The organism is Streptomyces sp. NPDC058534 (assembly GCF_042717365.1).
GTDB lineage: Bacteria > Actinomycetota > Actinomycetes > Streptomycetales > Streptomycetaceae > Streptomyces.
Genome location: NZ_JBHXNW010000049.1, coordinates 1 through 17,836 on the forward strand (window position 1 = coordinate 1; position 17,836 = coordinate 17,836).

Genomic DNA, 17,836 nt, shown 5'->3' on the forward strand with positions numbered 1-17,836 from the left:
GGCCAGCACGAGGTCGAACGACGTGCCGTGCACCGGAGTGAAGAGATTGCCGTGCAGGACGCGGATCCGCAGCCCCGCACGGGCGGCGTTGAGCCGCGCCGCCCACACCGCGCGCCACGAGACGTCCACCGCGGTCACCCGCCCGCCCCGCACCGCCGCGGCCAGCGCGAGAGCGCCGGTGCCGGTCCCGACGTCGAGCACCGCCGCGCCCGGGGGCAGCGACTCGCCGGACAGCGCCCCGGCCAGCAGGGCGGTGTCCTCCTGGGGGGCGTAGACGCCCGGCAGCACCATGAAATGCACGTGCGCCAGGTACCCAGAAGGTCATGAAGTAAAGGAAATTTCGGAATCCTGGTGAATCGACTCGGGGAGCGGGACGCGCAGTGACGACCGTCCGGCCCGCCAGTCGGCCAGCAGCCGGGACCCGAACTGGTCCTCGACGTGAGCGGTGGCGTCGACACCGAACGCGACGTCCGCCGCGAGGTGCGGTTCCTGTTCCAGCAGGCCGGCGATCACCTCGTGCCGCACGATCTGCTCGTGCACCGCGTCCGCCTCGACGTGCTCGTCGTAGAAGTGCTCGGCGGCCGGCCCGGCGCCGGTGCGGCGCATCGCCTCCGCGAGCCGCCGGGAGCCGGGCGACGACGTGATCTCCACCGCCGCGAAATGGCCCACCAGGGCGCCGCGCAGGGCCCGGTGCAGGCCGAACAGCGACATCATGTTCACCGTGACCAGGCACTCGGCCGAGGCGGCGTCGAGATGGTGTCCGTACGTCGTGTCCAGTCCCAGGTCCGTCATGAGGCCGGCGAACAGACGGGCGTGCACCCGGTCGGCGCGGCCGCCGCCGTACTCGTCGAACTCGACCGCCGCCATCGCCGCCTTCGCGCGCCCCCACAGCCGCGGCAGCACCCAGGCGTGCGGGTCGGCCTCCTTGAGGTGGTACAGGGAGCGCTGGGCCGCGTACTCCCGCAGCTGCCACAACTCTCCCTCGTCGCGCAGGAAGTGGCTGACGCCCTCCCCGTGGACGGGCTCGACGAGCAGCGCCCCGATCGCGTCCTCCACGCTGTCGTGGACCGGTGTGCCGGCCCGCAGCGCGGTCAGGAAGCGCCGCTCCAGCGCGGCCCGGACACGCAGCAGCCCGGGATCCCACTCCAGGGCGGGGGAGACACCGGCGAAACCCCGGTAGTGCAGCTCGTAGCACTGGTACAGCGCGAGCTGGAGATCGTCGCCGTACGCGTGAGCGGCGGCCTCCTCCGGGCCGGGCAGCGGGCCGGTCCCGCGCAGATACGCACCGACGGCCGCGGAGAGCGGGCCCCGGGCCGTCGGAAGCCGTGGTCCTTCGCCGTCGTACTCCATGCGCCGCGAGTACCCACCCGGACGCCCGTGCCACACGGACGTCCGGCACCGCGTCACTCGCCCTCGGTGTCCTCCTGGGCGGCGGGGTTCGGCGAGGTGGCGTCACCGGCCTCGCCCCGGTGACGGCGCTCGGCCTCGGACTCCGGATCACGGGTCTCGGCGTCCTCGATCTCGCGCAGGACCTCGTCGAGCGCGCTCTCCGGCCGCTCCCGGCCCTGGTCGTCCTTCTCGGACATGGATGTCTCCTTTCCTCGGGCCCGCTCCTCGGACCGCGGTCAGCCGGACTCGGACGCGAGGCGCAGGGACACTGGTGTCCGGTGTGCGGCCTCGTCACTGAGGCGGAGGACCTCCTTCCACCAGGACGGGCCCTCCTCTATGTGGCGCAGCAGGATGCCCTCGCGGATCGCCCAGGGACACAGCGTCACCGAATCCACTCCGGTGAGCTTCATGGCGGTGTGCCCGACCACCGCCCCGGCCAGGCTCTGCGCGGCCCGCGGTGCGGAGATGCCGGGCAGCCGGGACCGCTCGGCGGCGGACAGGGCGGCCAGTCGGCCGACGGCGCCCCCGAGGTCCGCGCAGCGCATCCGCCGCTCCACGAACGGCCCGTGCCGGCCGGGCGAGGCCCCGCACAGCCGCCCCAGCTGCTGAAAGGTCCGGGAGGTGGCCACCGCGGTGCGCGGGCCCTCCCAGCGGATCCGCGCCGCGACGTCCCGCAGCTGATGCCGGACCTTGCGGCGCAGCGCCCTGATCTGCTCCGGCGCCGCCGGGTCCTGGCCGCCCGCCAGGAACTCGTGGGTCAGCCGCGCCGCCCCCAGGGGCAGCGACGCCACGAAGCCGGGCAGCCGGCCGCGCCCGAAGGCGACCTCCAGCGATCCGCCGCCGATGTCCAGCAGGGCGAGCGGCCCGGCCCGCCAGCCCATCCAGCGCCGGGCCCCGAGGAACGTCAGCTCCGCCTCCACCTCACCGGGCAGCGTGCACAGGGCCACGCCGGTGCGGGCGCGGACGCTGCGCAGCACCTCCCGGCGGTTCGGCGCGGCACGCACCACTGCGGTCGCGAAGGCCGGCGGGCTCGACGCCCCCCACCGGTCCGCGGTCCGGCTCGCGTCGGCCACCGCCGCCACCAGCCGCTCCACGGCCTCCCCCGGGATCGGGGCACCCGGCTTGACCTGCTCCGACAGTCGCAGTCGCCACTTCGCGGTGTGCACCGGCAGTGGGACCCCGCCCTCCGCGTCCGCCACCATGAGCCGGACCGTGTTCGACCCCACATCCACCACGCTGATACGCATGAAGGGCCACGTACCCATCTGAGTGCCGGTCCAACGCGGTCCAGGCGTACGGCCGGAAACCGGGCGGCCCGCCGGCCGGTCCGGTCAGGCCAGCTGCCGCCGCACCAGCTCGTGCAGCCGGCCGCCGGTGTCCGCGAGCAACTGGGCGGGCGGCCCCTGCTGGGCGACCTTCCCGTCCTCCATCACGATCACGCGGTCGGCGTCCAGCACCGTGGACAGCCGGTGCGCGATGACGATCCGGGTCGCGTTGAGGGCCTTGGTGGACTCGATCACGGTGCGCTGCGTCTCGTTGTCCAGGGCGCTGGTCGCCTCGTCGAAGAAGAGGATGCGCGGCCGGCGGATCAGCGCCTGCGCGATCATCAGCCGCTGCCGCTGGCCCCCGGACACGGCTCCGCCGCCCGAGACGATGGTGTGCAGGCCCATCGGCATCCGCTTGATGTCCTCCGCGAGCCCCGCCATCTCGGCCGCCGCCATCGCCTCCTCCGGCGTGTACGGCTCGGTACCGCAGATGACGTCCAGGATGGACCCGGTGAACGGCTGCGCGTGCTGGAGCACCACCCCGCACTGCCGCCGCACCGCCGACTGGTCGAGCGCGGCCAGGTCCTGTCCGTCGTACAGGACACTGCCCGACAGCGGCCGGTCGAAGCCGATGAGCAGCCTCAGCAGGGTCGACTTGCCGCATCCGCTGGGACCGACGACCGCCACGAACTCGCCCGGCCGCACCTCGAAGGACACGTCGTCCAGGACCAGCGGCCCGTCGTCGGTGTACCGGAACGACAGCCGCCGCGCCTCGATCCCGCCGGACAGCGGCCCCGGGCGGGTGCTCGCGGTGCGCACCTCGGGTGTCGCGTCCAGCACCGGACGGATCTCCTCGAACAGTGGCAGCGCGGCCACCGCCGACACGAAGGAGCCGGTCAGCTGGGTGACCGAGGTCAGCAGCATCGTCACCGAGGCGTTGAAGGTCAGGAACTCCGCCGCCGACATCGAACCGCGCGCCGGACCGGCCAGCAGCATGAACATCAGCAGCGTGCACAGCGGCAGGTACACCGCGCCCAGCACCGCGTTGAGGTTCTTGATCCGTCCCGCCCGCTGCTGGAGCTCGCGGCTGTGCGCGAAGCGTTCCGCCCAGGCCGCGTAGGCGTAGTTCTCGGCGGCGGCCACCCGCAGCTTCGGCAGCCCGCGCAGGGTCTGGAACGCCTGGTTGTTCAGCTTGTTGGTGAGCTTGACCAGCCGCCGCTGCCAGCGCACCTGCCACAGCCCGAGCGCCAGGAAGACACCGGCGACGACCACCAGCATGCCGATCGCCGCGAGTGCCATCGGTACGCTGTACCAGAGCAGCAGCCCCAGGTTCATCGCCCCGACGGTCACCGACTGGGTCACCGTCGGGCCGACGCCCGCCAGCAGTCTGCGGATCGCGCTGATGCCCATGGCCGCGCTCGCCAGCTCGCCGGTGGACCGCTCGGTGAAGAACTTCGTGGGCAGCCGCAGCAGCCGGTCCCACACGGCGGGCTGGAGGGTCGCCTCGATCCGGCCCTCAAGCCGCAGGATGGTGAGGTTCTGCATCAGCATGAAGGCCGCCGCGACGACGCTGCTCAGCATCACCGCGAGACACACCTGCGCGATCAGCCCGGTCTGCGCCTTCGGCACGAACTCGCCGAGCACCTTGCCGGTCGCGACCGGCACCAGCGCGCCGAGCGCCACCGTCACAAGACCGGCGAGCAGCAGACCGGTCAGATCACGGCGGGTGCCCTGGAGACAGAACCGCAGCAGCCGCAGCGGACTGAGCCGGCGTTCGGGCAGCGGGCGGTAGAACATCACCGCGCGCGGCTCGAACTCCTCGGCGTTCGCCTTCTCCACCGGGGTCTCCCGGCCGGTCCCCGGATGCACGGCCACGTAGCCGCCGCGCCGCCACAGCAGCGCCACCGGCGCCCCCGACAGGGTCCGGTGCCCGACCAGCGGCCCCACGTCGTCCCGCCACCAGCCGTTCTCCAGCCGCACGCCGCGGGTGCGCACGCGCGAGGCCAGGGCGACGCGCTCCACCTGGTCGAGCCGCTCGCTCTCGGTGCCGTTCTGCGCGGGCTCGGCGAGCGCGATGCCGGCGGCACGGGCGACCAGTCTGCAGGCCGCGTACGTGGCGTCGGCGTCGGCGGCCGTGGTGCGCCCCGCCGACCGCTTGCCGATGGAGGCCAGCAGCGTCCGGTCGGCCTGTGCGCGCACCGCCTCACCGGCCTTGATGCCGGCCGCGGTCCGGGTCTCGTGGGTGCGTTCCAGTTGCTCGATCCAGCGGTCGAGCGTGGTCAGCAGCCGGTGCTGCTGGTCGACCAGGCTCTGCCACAGCGCCGGGTCCATCAGCAGGTCGGCGGCGGCCTCCTCGCCGTACAGCGCCCCGTACTGCACGCTGCCCGGCGGCACCTGCATCCAGAACACGTCGTCGTCGGTGGGCGCCGCCGCCCCCTCGGTGGCCATCGGCGCCTGGAAGAGCACGGTCAGTCCCCGGCCCACCCCCAGGGCGAGCGCGTACTCCAGCGGGCTCGTCGTCGGCGGCACGTACTGGGGGCTGCCGTACTCGTCGTACGACCAGGTCTGCGTGTCCGCCGGCTGGTACAGCTCGCGCAGCCCGATGCGGTGCACCACGCAGTCCCGCAGCGGGCGCGCGACCAGCGTGTGCTGCGGCCCGGCGACCGGCCCGAGCAGCACCGAGCCCGCCTCCAGGCGGCCGAGGTGGTGCCAGTGGCCCTGTTCCCCGGCGTCGACCGCGAACAGGTCGACCGCGCCGGACACCACCAGCCACAGCACCTGGGGGCCCTCCAGGTCGAGGCGGTTGAACCCGGCGCAGTCCACGCGGGTGCCCAGCGAGCCGAGCGCCCCGAGGACGAGGTCGCCCTGTCCTTCGTGCACGGTCGTCATCTCACCGCTCCCTGACCAGCGCGGCGTACGCGCCACCGTGCGCCACCAGCTCCTCGTGCCGTCCGCGCTCCACGACGGTGCCGTGCTGGAGTACGACGATCTCGTCGCTGTCCCGCACGGTGCTGAGCCGGTGCGCGATCACCACGCAGGCGCAGCCGCGCCGGCGCAGGTTGTCCATGACCCTCTGCTCGGTCTCCGCGTCCAGCGCGCTGGTCACCTCGTCCAGGACGAGGATGCTCGGCCGGCGCACCAGCGCCCGCGCGATCTCCAGGCGCTGGCGCTGCCCGCCGGAGAAGTTGCGGCCGTCCTGCTCGACCGGGCTGTGGATGCCGCCCGGCCGGCGCATCACGACGTCGTACAGCGCGGCGTCCTGGAGCGCGTCCACCACCGCGGTGTCGGGGACCGACGGATCCCACAGGGCGATGTTGTCGCGGACGGAGCCCTCGAAGAGGAACACGTCCTGGTCGACGAAGGAGACGGAGGACGCCAGCGCCCCGCGCGGGATGTCCTCCAGCCGCTGCCCGTCGATGCGGATGACACCGTCCCAGGGGGAGTAGAGCCCCGAGATCAGCCGGGACACCGTGGACTTGCCGCTGCCCGAGCCGCCCACCAGGGCCACCTGCTGCCCCGGACCGACGGTGAGGTCGAAGCCGGTGAGCAGTGGCTTGTCGAGCGGGTTGTAGCCGAAGGAGACGTTCTGCAGCTCGACCTGACCGCGCAGCCGGCGGGTGGAGTCGGTGCCGCCGGGGCGGTCGTAGAGCGGGTCGGTGCGGAAGTTCTCCACGTCCTTCAGCCGGGCCACGTCGGCCGCGAAGTCCTGGATGCGGCCCGCGACGCCGTTCAGCCGGGTCAGCGGGGCCGTGAAGCGGACCACCAGCGCCTGGAACGCGACCAGCAGACCGACCGAGATGTGCCCCTCGACCGCCCGCATGCCGCCGATCCACAGGATCAGACCGCTGTTGAGCGTCGCCAGCGTCGGCGCGACCATACCCAGCCAGGCGCTCGGCACCCCGAGCCGCTGCTGCTCCTCCAGCGTGGTGGCGTGCTGCCCCGCCCACTTGCGGAAGTAGCCGTCCTCGCCGCCGGTCGCCTTCATCGTCTCGATCAGCTGGAGACCGGTGTACGCGGTGTTGGTCAGCCGTGCCGTGTCCGCCCGCAGCTTCGCCGTACGGGTCGCGCGCAGCCCGATGACGATCCGCATCGCGAGGATGTTGAGCAGCGCCACCCCGATGCCGACGAAGGTGAGCTGGGGGTCGTACGCGTACAGCAGCACGGCGTACAGGACGACGACGATCGCGTCCACGCCCGCGGCGGAGAGGTCGCGGGCCAGCGTCTCGGCGACGGCGTCGTTGGACTGGAGCCGCTGCACCAGGTCGGCCGGACTGCGCTGGGAGAAGAACGTCACCGGCAGCCGCAGCAGATGACGCAGGAAGCGGGCGCTGGAGAGGGTGGAGGAGATGATGCGCCCGTGCAGCAGGTTGGCCTGCTGGAGCCAGGTCAGCACCACCGTCAGCAGCACACAGGCCCCCATCGACGCGAACAGCACGCCGAGCAGCGAGGTCTGCCCCCCGATCAGGAACATGTCGATGTAGGTGCGGCTGAGCGCGGGCACCGCCGCCCCGACCGCCACCAGCAGCAGGCTCGCCAGCACGGCGGCGGGCAGCGTGCCCGCGGTGCCGCGCAGCCGGGCGGGCATCGCGCCGAGCACGCCGGGCTTGCGGCCGCCCCGGGTGAAGTCCTCGCCGGGCTCCATGGTCAGCACGACCCCGGTGAAGGACCCGTCGAAGTCCTCCAGGGTCACGAAGCGGCGGCCCTTGCCGGGGTCGTTGATGAACACCCCGCGCCGGCCGAAGCGGCGTCCGATGCCGTCGTAGACGACGTAGTGGTTGAACTCCCAGAACAGGATGGCCGGCGTCGTCACCTCGGCGAGGGCGGCCAGGTCCATCTGCATGCCCTTGGCGGTGAGGCCGTAGCCGCGCGCCGCCTTCAGCAGGTTGCTGGCGCGCGAGCCGTCGCGGGAGACACCGCAGGCGATGCGCAGCTCCTCCAGCGGGACGTGCCGGCCGTAGTGGCCGAGCACCATCGCGAGGGAGGCGGCACCGCACTCCACGGCCTCCATCTGGAGCACGGTGGGCGTGCGGACGGTCTTCGCGCGGCTCCTGGGCACGCTGCGCCTGGGCGGGGCGGCCCGGCGCCGGCCCCGGGTCTCCTGTGCGGTACTCACGGCAGCAGCCAATCGACGGGACGCTGGTCGGCGAGCCGGATGGAACCGGTGGCCATGGTCATGGAGGTCAGCTCGAACGGCGGCCCGTCGGCGGACGACCACTCGTAGCCGCTCTTCGTGGACCGTGAGGTGTCCAGCCGGACCGTCACGGCCACCGGCCTGCCGTCCTCGGTGAACTGCTCGCCGAGCTGGCTGTCCCCGAGGAACGCGGAGATCGTCTGCGCCGACTGCGCCGAGCGGTCCACCGACTTCACCTTTCCGTGCAGGACGCCGTACTGCTGGGTCGGCACCGACTGGACGGTCAGGTCGACGGAGGCCTGCGCGGGGATCGCGGCGGCCTTCTCGGCGGGTACGTAGACGGTGGCGTAGAGCGGATCGCCGGGGTCGGCGACCTTCTCGACGGAGGCGACGTTCGCGCCGGTCCGGATGATCTGCCCGACGGTCGCCGCGAGGGCGCTGACCCGTCCCGCGTCGACGGCGCGGACCACGCTCTCGCCGTCGGCGGTACGCACCTTCAGCACGGGGGAGTCGGCGGCCAGCCGCTGACCCGGGCGCGCGAGGACCGCCGTGACCTGCCCCGAGACGGGGCTCTGCAGGAGGTAACTGCCCTGCCCGTGGGTGAGGATGGCGGGTGCGCCGACGGTGGAGGTCACCGAGCCGCCCACCGCCCACACGGACGCGGCGGCCATCGCGACCACGGTCACGGACAGCACCAGCCAGCCCTGCGGGCGGGCGAAACGCACCGGAAGGTCTAGTTCCTCCGGTGACTGGAGCTTGGAGAGGGCCTGCTGGCGGAACTGCACGTCGGACGTACCCCAGTGATTCCCTGAGAAAGCCTGCGAGGGGAGACCCAAGAGGCTCGAGATGCTTGAGAAGAACGGCCGAAAAGCCCCGGAGCCTGGGTGGCTCCGGGACTCAGCGGCACAAGGGCGCGATCAGAGACCGGCGACCAGGCCGGTGACCGGGGCGGTGTTCATGCCCGTGACACCCTCGACGGTGCCGACGGCCGTGTTGAGCAGACCGGAAACCGGGGCAACGCCGTCCACCAGGCCGGTGACGGTGCCGACGGCGTTCAGGCTCAGGCCGCCGGAGACGTTGTCGAGGTCCGCGTCCGAGATCTCGGCGGTCTCGACCTGGGGGGTGGAGTTCATGAGGGAACTTCCCTTCGTATAGCCATTTCACAAGGGGGGAGCGGCCCCCTCTGGGGACAGATGACGGCCGCGACCGCAGGTGCCGGACGCCCGCTTCCGGAGCCTCCGCGGCTCCCGCGGTGCGACGGATCAAAGCATGCGGCCGGTCCGGGCTTCCAATCACTCACCCCCTCCCACCAGGGCTCTTGCGACGAAGGGGCACCCAAAGGTGCAGGCGTACGCACGGCTTCTCGGCCACTTCTTCACACGGTGGGCGACATCGGCCCGCGCGACCCCTTGCCCGCACCGGACCGATTGGGACACTCCCGCCCCAAAGGTGTACGGGGCGCCGTGCGGTTGTGCAGATCCCCCAACCGGGGTGACCGGGTTGAGCATGCGATGTGCAGATTCGCTGAAGCAGGGATTCCGCTCCGCGATCGGCACAGTGCGTGGCCGCTCGGGCGCGGAGGGTGCCGACAGGGCGGGATCGGACGGCCCGGCTGAACGCCCCGGCGGGTCCGTGCGTACCAACAGCCGTCCGGGCGCCCCCCAACAGCTGCCGGACCGCGGCACCGTCCCGGTCCCAGGAGGTCGAGTAGGTTGAGTCACAAGCGAATTCCGAAGCGCAGGGCCGCGATGGCGGCGGGCGGTGTGGTGGCGCTCGGCGCGGCCGCCATCCTCCTCCCGAACGCCAACGCCTCACAGGACGGCGGGCCTTCGGACGCCGCGGCGGCGCCGAGGACCCTCAAGGCGGCGGACGCGTCGGATCTCGCCTCGCAACTCGCCGGGATGCTGGGCGACGCCTTCGCCGGCTCGTACTACGACACCGGCGAGCAGCAGCTCGTGGTGAACGTCGTACCCGGTGACAACAACCAGGTCATCGTGGAGGCGAAGAAGGCGGGCGCGGACGTCCGCGAGGTCGACAACAGCATGGGCGAGCTGCGCGGCGGCGCGACGACGCTGAAGTCCGAGGCGACCATCCCCGGCACCTCCTGGGCGATCGACCCCCGCACCAACAAGATCCTGGTGACCGCCGACTCCACCGTCACCGGCGAGAAATGGGACCGGCTGGAGTCCACCGTCGAGGGCCTCGGCTCCGGCATGGCCACCCTGGAGAAGTCGGCCGGCACCTTCCGGACCTTCGTGTCGGGCGGCGACGCCGTCTTCGGCGGCGGCGCGCGCTGCTCACTCGGCTTCAACGTCACCGCAGGCGACGGTACCCCGGCCTTCCTGACGGCCGGTCACTGCGGGGTCGCCACGGAACAGTGGTCCGACGCCCAGGACGGGGCGCCGATCGGCACCGTCGACCAGGCGGTCTTCCCGGGCGAGGGCGACTTCGCGCTCGTCAAGTACGACGACCCGGCGACCGAGGCGCCGAGCGAGGTCAATCTCGGCGACCAGACCCTCCAGATCGGCCAGGCCGCCGAGGCGACGGTCGGTCAGCAGGTCTTCCGCATGGGCAGCACGACCGGGCTGGCGGACGGTCAGGTCCTCGGCCTGGACGCCACCGTCAACTACCCCGAGGGCACGGTCACGGGCCTCATACAGACCGACGTCTGCGCCGAGCCCGGCGACAGCGGCGGTTCCCTGTTCACCCAGGACGGACAGGCGATCGGCCTGACCTCCGGCGGCAGCGGTGACTGCACCGTCGGCGGCGAGACGTTCTTCCAGCCGGTCACCACCGCCCTGGAGGCGGTCGGCGCCACCCTCGGCGGCGACGCGGCGGGAGGCGCGGGCGACCAGGCCGGCGGCGAGGAGGCCGGCGGCGAGGAGGCCGGGGGCGGCGACGCCGTCGGCGGTGGTGAGGAGGCGGGCGGCGAGCAGGCCGGTGGTGACGCGGGCGCCGGGGACGAGGCCGGCGGCGACGCGGGTGCCGGTGACGCGGGCGACGGTACCGGCACCGGCGTCGGCGGCTCGGACGACGGCACGGGCGTCGGCGCCGAGGACGGCTCCGGCCTGACCGGCTGACCGCATACCGACGGGCGGTCCGGACCTCCGGCGGGAGGATCGGACCGCCCGTCGTGGGTTTCGGGGCCGCTGATCGCCGTTACCCGGCCCGTAGGGGCTGCGCGGATGTCCTATAAGCGCTGTAATGGCGAGGTGGTCGGACAGGGCGCTGCGGAACGCGGATCGAGGACGCTGCGTGCCGAGGGTGCCCTGAAGGCGATCGCGTCCGGCCCGGAGCAGGAGGAGCGGCCCCGCCGGATCCTCGAACAGGCGCTGGTCTTCGCGGGCGCCTCCCTCGCCGCCCTCTACACACCCGGCGACGACCGCGACCTGCTCTGCCTGGCCGCCTCGGCCGGTGTGCCGCGGACCCTGTACGGAGTACGCGACAGCTACCCGGCGTCCGGCGGGTCCCCGGTCGCCGACGCCCACCGCGGCGGCGAGGCGGTGTGGATCGGCCCTGAGGAGTTCGCCGGATCGGCCGAGTCGCGGCACGTGCCGTCCAGCGGCTTCTCCCTCGCCACCCTGCCGGTCCGCGGGGACGGCGGCGGCTGCCTGCTCGCCCTGACCGAGCGCCCCGACGGGTTCGACGCGGAGGACCGGGCCTGCCTCGAACTGGTCGCCGCGGCACTGACCTGCCCCGCCCCGGCCGAGGCCGCCGAGGACGAGGAGCTGCTGCCGGAGTCCTTCAGCCTGGCCATGGACACCGGCCGGGTCGAGGTCGGCGACGACATCCTGCGCCTGTTCGGGCTCGCCCCCGGCGAGTTCGACGGCAAGGTGGAGACGCTGCTCGGCCTCACCGTGCCCGAGGACCTGCCGTCCCTGATGTCGGTGACCGAGTCCGACCACATGACCATCGGCGAGCGCGAGCTGGAGTTCCGGGTGCTGCAACCGGCCGGCCCGCCGAAGTGGCTGCGCCTGAGCGGGCGCCTGCTGCCCGGCGTCGAGGGGCGTCCGACCCGTCTGGTCGGCACCGTCGCCGACGCCTCCACCCTGCGCCCCGACGTGACCGACGTGGCCCGCGTGCAGCGGCTCGCCGCCGCGCTGGCCACCGCCGGTACCGTCCGCGACGTCAGCCAGGCGGTGGTCGCCGCCCTGCGCAGACCGCTGCGCGCCGACCGGATCGCCCTGGCCGAGCTGGAGAACGACCGGCTCGTCGTCACCGTCCTCGACCCGCCCGAACCGGAGTCCTGGCCCGAGCTGTGGCGGCTGGAGTGGCGCACCGAGTGGCCGGACGCGCCGGTCCGGGCCATGCCCACCCTCGCCGCCGCGCTGCGCGAGGGCCGCGCCCGGATCTGGCCCGCCGGCACCGGCGACCTGGAACCCGCCCTGGCCGACGTCGGCCCCGGCGGCCTCGCCGTACTGCCGCTGCCCGCCGCCGGCCGCATGGCCGGCGCCTGTCTGATCGGCTGGGACACCCCGCACGACTTCGGCCCCGACGAACGCGCCCTGCTCACCGCCTCCGCCGGCCTCGCCGGACAGGCCCTGACCCGCGCCCGTGCCTTCGACGCCGAACACGAACTCGTCGGCATGCTCCAGCGCCAGCTGCTGCCGCGCCGGCTGCCGAAACTGCCCGGCGCGGTCGCCGTCGCCCGGTACCTGCCCAGCACGGCCGGCCTTGAGCTGGGCGGCGACTGGTACGACGTCATCCCGCTGCCCGACCACCACGTCGCCCTCGTGATCGGCGACGTCCAGGGCCACAGCGCCGGCGCGGCCACCCTGATGGGCCAGATGCGCACCGCCCTGCGCGCCTACGCCGTCGAGGGCCACCCGCCGGACGTCGTGGTCTCCCGCGCCAACCGGCTGCTGACCGGCATGGAGACCGACCTCTTCGCCACCTGCGTCTACGTCGACCTCGACATGGAGGAGGGCTCCGCCTGGTGCGTCCGGGCCGGTCATCTGCCGCCGGTGCTGCGCCACCCCGACGGCAGCACGGACATCGCCGAGGTGCCGGGCGGCCCACCGCTCGGCGTGTTGACGCAGGCTGCCTTCCCGATGAGCCCGCTGCGGCTGCGGCCCGGCACGCTGATCGCCCTCACCACCGACGGCCTCGTGGAGTCCCCCGACGCCGACATCGACGAGGGCATGGACCGGTTCGCGCACGCGCTGGCCGTATTGGACCCCGTCCACCTCGGGCTCGTCGCCGACGCGCTGCTCGGCAACGCCCGCCGCAGCGACGACGTCGCCCTGCTCCTGGTCCGCTACGACGGCATGGACCTGCGCCCGCTGCGGGAGAGCTGGTCGGTGTGGCGGCTGCCGGAGGCCGTGCGGCACGCCCGCCGCTTCACCCGGCGCACCCTGCGCTCCTGGGGCGTGCCGGACGACGGCATCGACGCGGTGCTCCTGATCGTCTCCGAGCTGGTCACCAACGCCCTGGTGCACACCGACGGCCGGGTCCGGCTCGACCTCGCCCTGATCGGCGGCCGGATGCGGGTGGCGGTCGCCGACGCCTCACCGCGTACGCCGGTCAAACCGACCAGCATCGGCTGGGAGGCCACGGGCGGGCGCGGCATCCTCCTGGTCGAGGCGATGTCGGCGGCGTGGGGGACGCTGCCGGTCGGCGGGGGCAAGCTGGTCTGGAGCGAGATCCCGCTGGAGCCGTGAGCGTCCCCGGCCGGTTCAGCCGAGCCGCTTCAGCAGCTCCTCGGCGAGCGGGGCGGCGGACGCCGGGTTCTGGCCGGTGACCAGGTTCCGGTCGGCGACCAGGTGCGGGGCCCACGGCTCGGCCGCGCGCACGACGATCCCGGCCTCGCCGAGCCGGTCCTCCAGCAGCCACGAGGCCCGCTCCGCCAGACCGCCCTGGGTCTCCTCGTCGTTGGTGAACGCGGTCACCTTCAGGCCCGCGAAGGCGTTGGCACCGTCGGCGTCCACGGCGGCCAGCAGCGCGGCCGGGCCGTGGCAGACCACCCCGAGCGGAGTCCCGGCGCGCAGCGCCTCGGTCAGCAGCCGGCCGGAGCCGGCGTCGACGGCCAGGTCCTCCATGGGGCCGTGGCCGCCGGGGTAGAACACCGCCGCGTAGTCCTGGAGCCGGACGTCGGAGAGGCTCACCGGGTGCCGCAGCTGGGTGAAGCCGTCCAGCGCGCGGGCGATCCGGTCGGCGTTCTCCTGACCGCCGTTGACCTCGGGGGCCAGCGACGCCCGGTCGACGGGCGGCACCACTCCGCCCGGCGTGGCCACGACGACCTCGTGACCGGCGGCCGTGAACGCCTCGTACGGTGCCACGGCCTCCTCCGCCCAGAAGCCCGTCGGGTGCCGGGTGCCGTCGGCCAGCGTCCAGTGGTCGGCGCCGGTGAGGACAAAGAGGATCTTCGACATGTGAGGTCTCCCGGAAGGACGGGCCGCGATCCGTCGTACGCGGCGCTGCGTCCGAAACTAGGACCCGACCTCTTCGTATCGCCAATGCCACGGCCGATGACAGCCATAGGAATCCGTATGGCAGCGTCCTGCCGTACCGCCGTAGGGTTCAGGAGTGCGAGACAGCGCCCCCTCGGCGGACCCCGCGGCCGCGACCCCGGCCGCCGCGCCGCCCGACCTCAACCTGCTGCGGACCTTCCTCGCGGTCCACCGCTCCGGGTCCTTCACGGCCGCGGCCCAGCTCCTGTGCCTGTCCCAGCCGACCGTCACCACGCAGATCCGCGCCCTGGAGCGGCAGACCGGCCGCGAACTGTTCGAGCGACTGCCGCGCGGAGTCGCCCCGACCGCGGTGGCCGACGAACTCGCCGCGCGGGTCGCCGCACCCCTCGACGCGCTCGCGGCGGCCGCCGGCCACGACCCGACCGGCCGCACCCGGCCCGGACCGGTCCACCTGGCCGGGCCCGCCGAGCTGCTCTCCACTCGCGCCCTGCCCGCGCTCTCCGGCCTCGTCGCCGACGGCGTACGGCTGCGGGTCGGTGCCGGCCTGACCGACCCGCTCCTCGACGAACTGCGGGCCGGCCGGCACGACCTGGTGATCGCCACGAGCCGCCCCCGAGGCCGGGGTCTGTCCGCGGTGCCCCTGGCGGACGAGGAGTTCGTCCTGGTCGCCGCCCCCGCCCGTGCCGACCGGCTGCGGCCGGCCCTCGCCGCCGACGGCCCCGGCGTCCTGCACGAGGTCCCGCTGATCAGTTACGCCGAGGACCTTCCGATCGTCCGCCGATACTGGCGCCACGTCTTCGGCCGGCGCCTGAACTGCCGGGCCGCCGTCTCCGTCCCCGACCTGCGGGCGGTCGTCGCCATGGTCGCCGCCGGCGCCGGGTTCAGCGTCCTGCCGCGCTACCTGTGCGCCGCCGAACTGGCCTCCGGCGTGCTCGCCCTTCTCGACGAACCCGAGGACGCGCCGATCAACACCGCCTTCCTGGTGCACCGCCCCGGCGCCTTCGACAACCCGCACGTGCCCCTCGTCCGCGACCACCTGCTGCACGCCGCACGCGACTGGTGAGACCGCGCCGCACGGACCGGGGGCGGCCGTGTGGCCCGTGTGCCCGGTGTTTCGCCGTGCCGTGCCCGGGGACCCGAAGAACGTAGGCAACGCACCAAAGGAGGATGAAACCCCGTGAGAACCGACACCAGCGAGCACACCGTCGTCCGGAGGCCGGAGACGGGCTGGTCGAAGGCCCGTCGGCTGCGCGCCAGGGGGGCCATGCGCACCTGCGTACCCGCCGTCGAGGACCGCGCCGTTCCCCGCGCACCGCGAACGGGCCAGGAGTGGAACATCGTCCGGGGCGAGGACTGAGGCCGCCCGGCCGCGAGCCGCACGGGACACGTGGGTAACGTCGGTACCGTCCCGCACCGCCTCTCGACCACAGCAAGGCACCGTCCATGAACCTCCTGGTCACCGGCGCCGCCGGCTTCATCGGCTCCCGGTACGTCCGGACGCTCCTCGCCTCCGACTCTCCCGGAGCGCCGCACATCACGGTGCTGGACGGCCTCACCTACGCGGGCACCCTCACCAACCTCGAAGTGGGCCACCCCCGGCTGCACTTCGTGCACGGTGACATCCGTGACGGCGGACTCGTCGACAAGCTGATGGCCGACACCGACCAGGTGGTGCACTTCGCCGCCGAGTCCCATGTGGACCGCTCGATCGACGCCGCCGCGGACTTCGTCCTCACCAACGTCGTCGGCACCCAGACCCTGCTGGACGCGGCCCTGCGCCACGGCGTGGGCCCCTTCGTGCACGTCTCCACCGACGAGGTCTACGGCTCCGTGGACGCCGGCTCGGCGACCGAGGAGCACCCGCTGCGGCCCAGTTCCCCCTACTCCGCCTCGAAGGCCGCGGGCGACCTGCTGGCCCTCTCGTACCACCGCACCCACGGCCTGGACGTACGGGTGACCCGGTGCTCGAACAACTACGGCCCGCACCAGTTCCCCGAGAAGATCGTGCCGCTGTTCGTCACCCGCCTCCTGGACGGGCTGAGCGTGCCGCTCTACGGCGACGGGCGCAACGTACGCGACTGGCTGCACGTCGACGACCACTGCCGGGGCGTCGACCTCGTGCGGACCCGGGGCCGGGCCGGCGAGGTCTACAACATCGGCGGCGGCACCGAGCTGAGCAACCGCGACCTCACCGGCCTGCTCCTCGACGCCTGCGGCGCGGGGTGGGACCGGGTCGTGCACGTCGAGGATCGCAAGGGGCACGACCTGCGCTACTCGGTCGACTGGGGCAAGGCCCGCGACGAGCTGGGCTACCGTCCCCGCCCGGACCTCACGGCCGGGCTGGCCCGGACCGTCGCCTGGTACCGGGACAACCGGGCCTGGCTCAAGCGGCGCGCCGGCGCGGAGTGAGGAGCAGCTCCAGGATCTCCGCCGTCGTGCCCGTCTCCCCGAGGCGCGGGAAGATCCGCTCGACGCTGTTGCGGTGCGCCTCCGCGTCCATGTCGCTAATTTCTACAGCCAAGGCTGCACAGTTTTACCTGTTGATTGCTACCCTGGACCCGTGCGTCTGCTGCTCATGTCCGACACGCACCTGCCCAGGCGGGCGAGGGAACTGCCGGCGCCCCTGCTGGCGGAGATCCCGCGCGCCGACATCGTGCTGCACGCGGGGGACTGGGTCGACACGGCCACCCTCGACCTGCTGGAGAGCCGCAGCCACCGGCTCGTCGCGGTGTACGGCAACAACGACGGCCCGGGACTGCGCGCCCGCCTCCCCGAGGTGGCGTACGCCGACCTCGGCGGCCTGCGCTTCGGCGTCGTCCACGAGACGGGCGCGGCCCAGGGTCGCGAGGCCCGCTGCGCCGACCGCTTCCCCGGCCTCGACGTCCTCGTCTTCGGGCACAGTCACATCCCCTGGGACACCACCGCGCCCGGGGGCCTGCGCCTGCTGAACCCGGGCTCGCCGACGGACCGACGCCGCCAGCCGTACTGCACCTACATGACGGCCACGGCCGCCGACGGCCGGCTCGGGCACGTGGAACTGCACCGGCTGCCCCGGCGCTGAGCCGTCGCGTGGCCGGCAACCGCCGCCGCAGCGCCCGGTACCGCTCCTCCATTACCGCGCCTGGACACGCTGACCGCGGAACCCGGGCTACTCGTCCCACGCCTGGACGGTGGTCTGCTCCACGATCTCGCCGTCCCGCAACGACAGCATCGACTCGGCGAGGACCCGCACGCCGTCCGGATAGGTGCACTCCTCGGTGAACGCGACGTGGTCGCCCTGGACGACACAGCGTTCCATCCGGTGGGTCATGTCGCGGCTGTAGACGTCGTCGAGCATCTCGGCGATCTCCTGCCGGCCGTGCAGGACCTTGGGACGGCTCGGCTGGTCGTACCGGTCGACGACGCGGACCTGGGCGTCCCGCGCGTACAGGGACAGGAGAGGTGCCGCCGTGTCTCCTTCGATGCCCCGGCGCAGCGCTTCGGCGTCGAAGCCCCGGCCTGCCGTGGTACCCATGGCGACCTCCTTCGAGGGACGCGGCCCGAAGGGGGAACGGGCCGTCGTGGCCCTCCCCTCCGAGCTTCCTCCGTCCCGGCGCCCGGGGCAATCGCGGCCGGGCCACTGCTCCTCACGGGTGAGTGGT

At 73.4% G+C, this 17,836-nt stretch carries 17 protein-coding genes; 6 read left to right on the forward strand and 11 right to left on the reverse strand.

Features of this window, described 5'->3' with window-relative positions; all coding sequences use genetic code 11:
- From ACFWR9_RS26865 to ACFWR9_RS26900, 8 genes are all read right to left on the reverse strand, one after another.
- A partial coding sequence (locus tag ACFWR9_RS26865; protein ID WP_383846508.1) for a methyltransferase domain-containing protein occupies positions 1–291 on the reverse strand: 291 nt, incomplete at its 3' end.
- A gap of 30 nt (positions 292–321) precedes the next feature.
- Positions 322–1,350, reverse strand: a complete 1,029-nt coding sequence (locus ACFWR9_RS26870) for an iron-containing redox enzyme family protein (RefSeq protein ID WP_383846450.1) — start codon at positions 1,348–1,350, stop codon at positions 322–324.
- 53 nt (positions 1,351–1,403) lie between these two features.
- Positions 1,404–1,586: a hypothetical protein gene (locus ACFWR9_RS26875; protein ID WP_383846451.1), complete on the reverse strand. Its 183-nt coding sequence runs from the start codon at positions 1,584–1,586 to the stop codon at positions 1,404–1,406.
- 39 nt (positions 1,587–1,625) lie between these two features.
- Positions 1,626–2,636: a Ppx/GppA family phosphatase gene (locus ACFWR9_RS26880; protein ID WP_383846452.1), complete on the reverse strand. Its 1,011-nt coding sequence runs from the start codon at positions 2,634–2,636 to the stop codon at positions 1,626–1,628.
- Between the two features lie 84 nt (positions 2,637–2,720).
- The gene (locus ACFWR9_RS26885; protein ID WP_383846453.1) at positions 2,721–5,543 is read right to left on the reverse strand and encodes an NHLP bacteriocin export ABC transporter permease/ATPase subunit; all 2,823 of its coding nucleotides are present in this window, start codon (positions 5,541–5,543) and stop codon (positions 2,721–2,723) included.
- Between the two features lies 1 nt (position 5,544).
- Positions 5,545–7,767, reverse strand: coding sequence for an NHLP family bacteriocin export ABC transporter peptidase/permease/ATPase subunit (locus tag ACFWR9_RS26890; RefSeq protein WP_383846454.1), 2,223 nt, complete (start codon positions 7,765–7,767; stop codon positions 5,545–5,547).
- Positions 7,764–8,570, reverse strand: coding sequence for an HlyD family efflux transporter periplasmic adaptor subunit (locus ACFWR9_RS26895; RefSeq protein WP_383846455.1), 807 nt, complete (start codon positions 8,568–8,570; stop codon positions 7,764–7,766). The genes ACFWR9_RS26890 and ACFWR9_RS26895 overlap by 4 nt, the downstream gene beginning before the upstream one ends.
- Positions 8,571–8,702: 132 nt before the next feature.
- A complete protein-coding gene (locus ACFWR9_RS26900) occupies positions 8,703–8,918 on the reverse strand; it encodes a type A2 lantipeptide (protein WP_383846456.1) in 216 nt (71 codons plus the stop codon).
- A gap of 579 nt (positions 8,919–9,497) precedes the next feature.
- Between ACFWR9_RS26900 and ACFWR9_RS26905 the strand changes: the two genes are divergently transcribed.
- Together ACFWR9_RS26905 and ACFWR9_RS26910 are read left to right on the forward strand one after the other, a co-directional pair.
- Positions 9,498–10,865 (forward strand): S1 family peptidase, encoded by a 1,368-nt coding sequence (locus ACFWR9_RS26905; RefSeq protein ID WP_383846457.1) that lies wholly within the window; start codon positions 9,498–9,500, stop codon positions 10,863–10,865.
- A gap of 105 nt (positions 10,866–10,970) precedes the next feature.
- Entirely contained in the window at positions 10,971–13,445 is a 2,475-nt protein-coding gene (locus ACFWR9_RS26910; RefSeq protein WP_383846458.1) for a SpoIIE family protein phosphatase, read from the forward strand.
- Between the two features lie 15 nt (positions 13,446–13,460).
- On the opposite strand, the gene ACFWR9_RS26915 is transcribed toward ACFWR9_RS26910, so the two are convergent.
- Positions 13,461–14,156 (reverse strand): type 1 glutamine amidotransferase domain-containing protein, encoded by a 696-nt coding sequence (locus ACFWR9_RS26915; RefSeq protein WP_383846459.1) that lies wholly within the window; start codon positions 14,154–14,156, stop codon positions 13,461–13,463.
- Between the two features lie 154 nt (positions 14,157–14,310).
- Between ACFWR9_RS26915 and ACFWR9_RS26920 the strand changes: the two genes are divergently transcribed.
- The 3 genes from ACFWR9_RS26920 (at position 14,311) to rfbB (ending at position 16,604) form a co-directional block, all read left to right on the forward strand.
- Positions 14,311–15,258: a LysR family transcriptional regulator gene (locus ACFWR9_RS26920; protein WP_383846460.1), complete on the forward strand. Its 948-nt coding sequence runs from the start codon at positions 14,311–14,313 to the stop codon at positions 15,256–15,258.
- 114 nt (positions 15,259–15,372) lie between these two features.
- Positions 15,373–15,552 (forward strand): hypothetical protein, encoded by a 180-nt coding sequence (locus ACFWR9_RS26925; RefSeq protein WP_383846461.1) that lies wholly within the window; start codon positions 15,373–15,375, stop codon positions 15,550–15,552.
- Positions 15,553–15,638: 86 nt separating this feature from the next.
- Positions 15,639–16,604 carry a dTDP-glucose 4,6-dehydratase gene (rfbB, locus tag ACFWR9_RS26930; RefSeq protein WP_383846462.1) on the forward strand — a complete coding sequence of 322 codons (966 nt, stop codon included), beginning with the start codon at positions 15,639–15,641 and terminating at the stop codon, positions 16,602–16,604.
- Here the strand turns inward: rfbB and ACFWR9_RS26935 are convergent.
- The gene (locus ACFWR9_RS26935; RefSeq protein ID WP_383846511.1) at positions 16,579–16,716 is read right to left on the reverse strand and encodes a hypothetical protein; all 138 of its coding nucleotides are present in this window, start codon (positions 16,714–16,716) and stop codon (positions 16,579–16,581) included. The two genes, rfbB and ACFWR9_RS26935, sit on opposite strands and share 26 nt — an antisense overlap.
- A 39-nt stretch (positions 16,717–16,755) precedes the next feature.
- Here ACFWR9_RS26935 and ACFWR9_RS26940 point away from each other — a divergent pair, with 39 nt between their 5' ends.
- Positions 16,756–17,256 carry a metallophosphoesterase family protein gene (locus ACFWR9_RS26940; RefSeq protein WP_383846463.1) on the forward strand — a complete coding sequence of 167 codons (501 nt, stop codon included), beginning with the start codon at positions 16,756–16,758 and terminating at the stop codon, positions 17,254–17,256.
- A gap of 87 nt (positions 17,257–17,343) precedes the next feature.
- Here the strand turns inward: ACFWR9_RS26940 and ACFWR9_RS26945 are convergent, their stop codons facing one another.
- Positions 17,344–17,709 carry a nuclear transport factor 2 family protein gene (locus ACFWR9_RS26945; protein WP_383846464.1) on the reverse strand — a complete coding sequence of 122 codons (366 nt, stop codon included), beginning with the start codon at positions 17,707–17,709 and terminating at the stop codon, positions 17,344–17,346.
- Positions 17,710–17,836 lie beyond the last annotated feature (127 nt).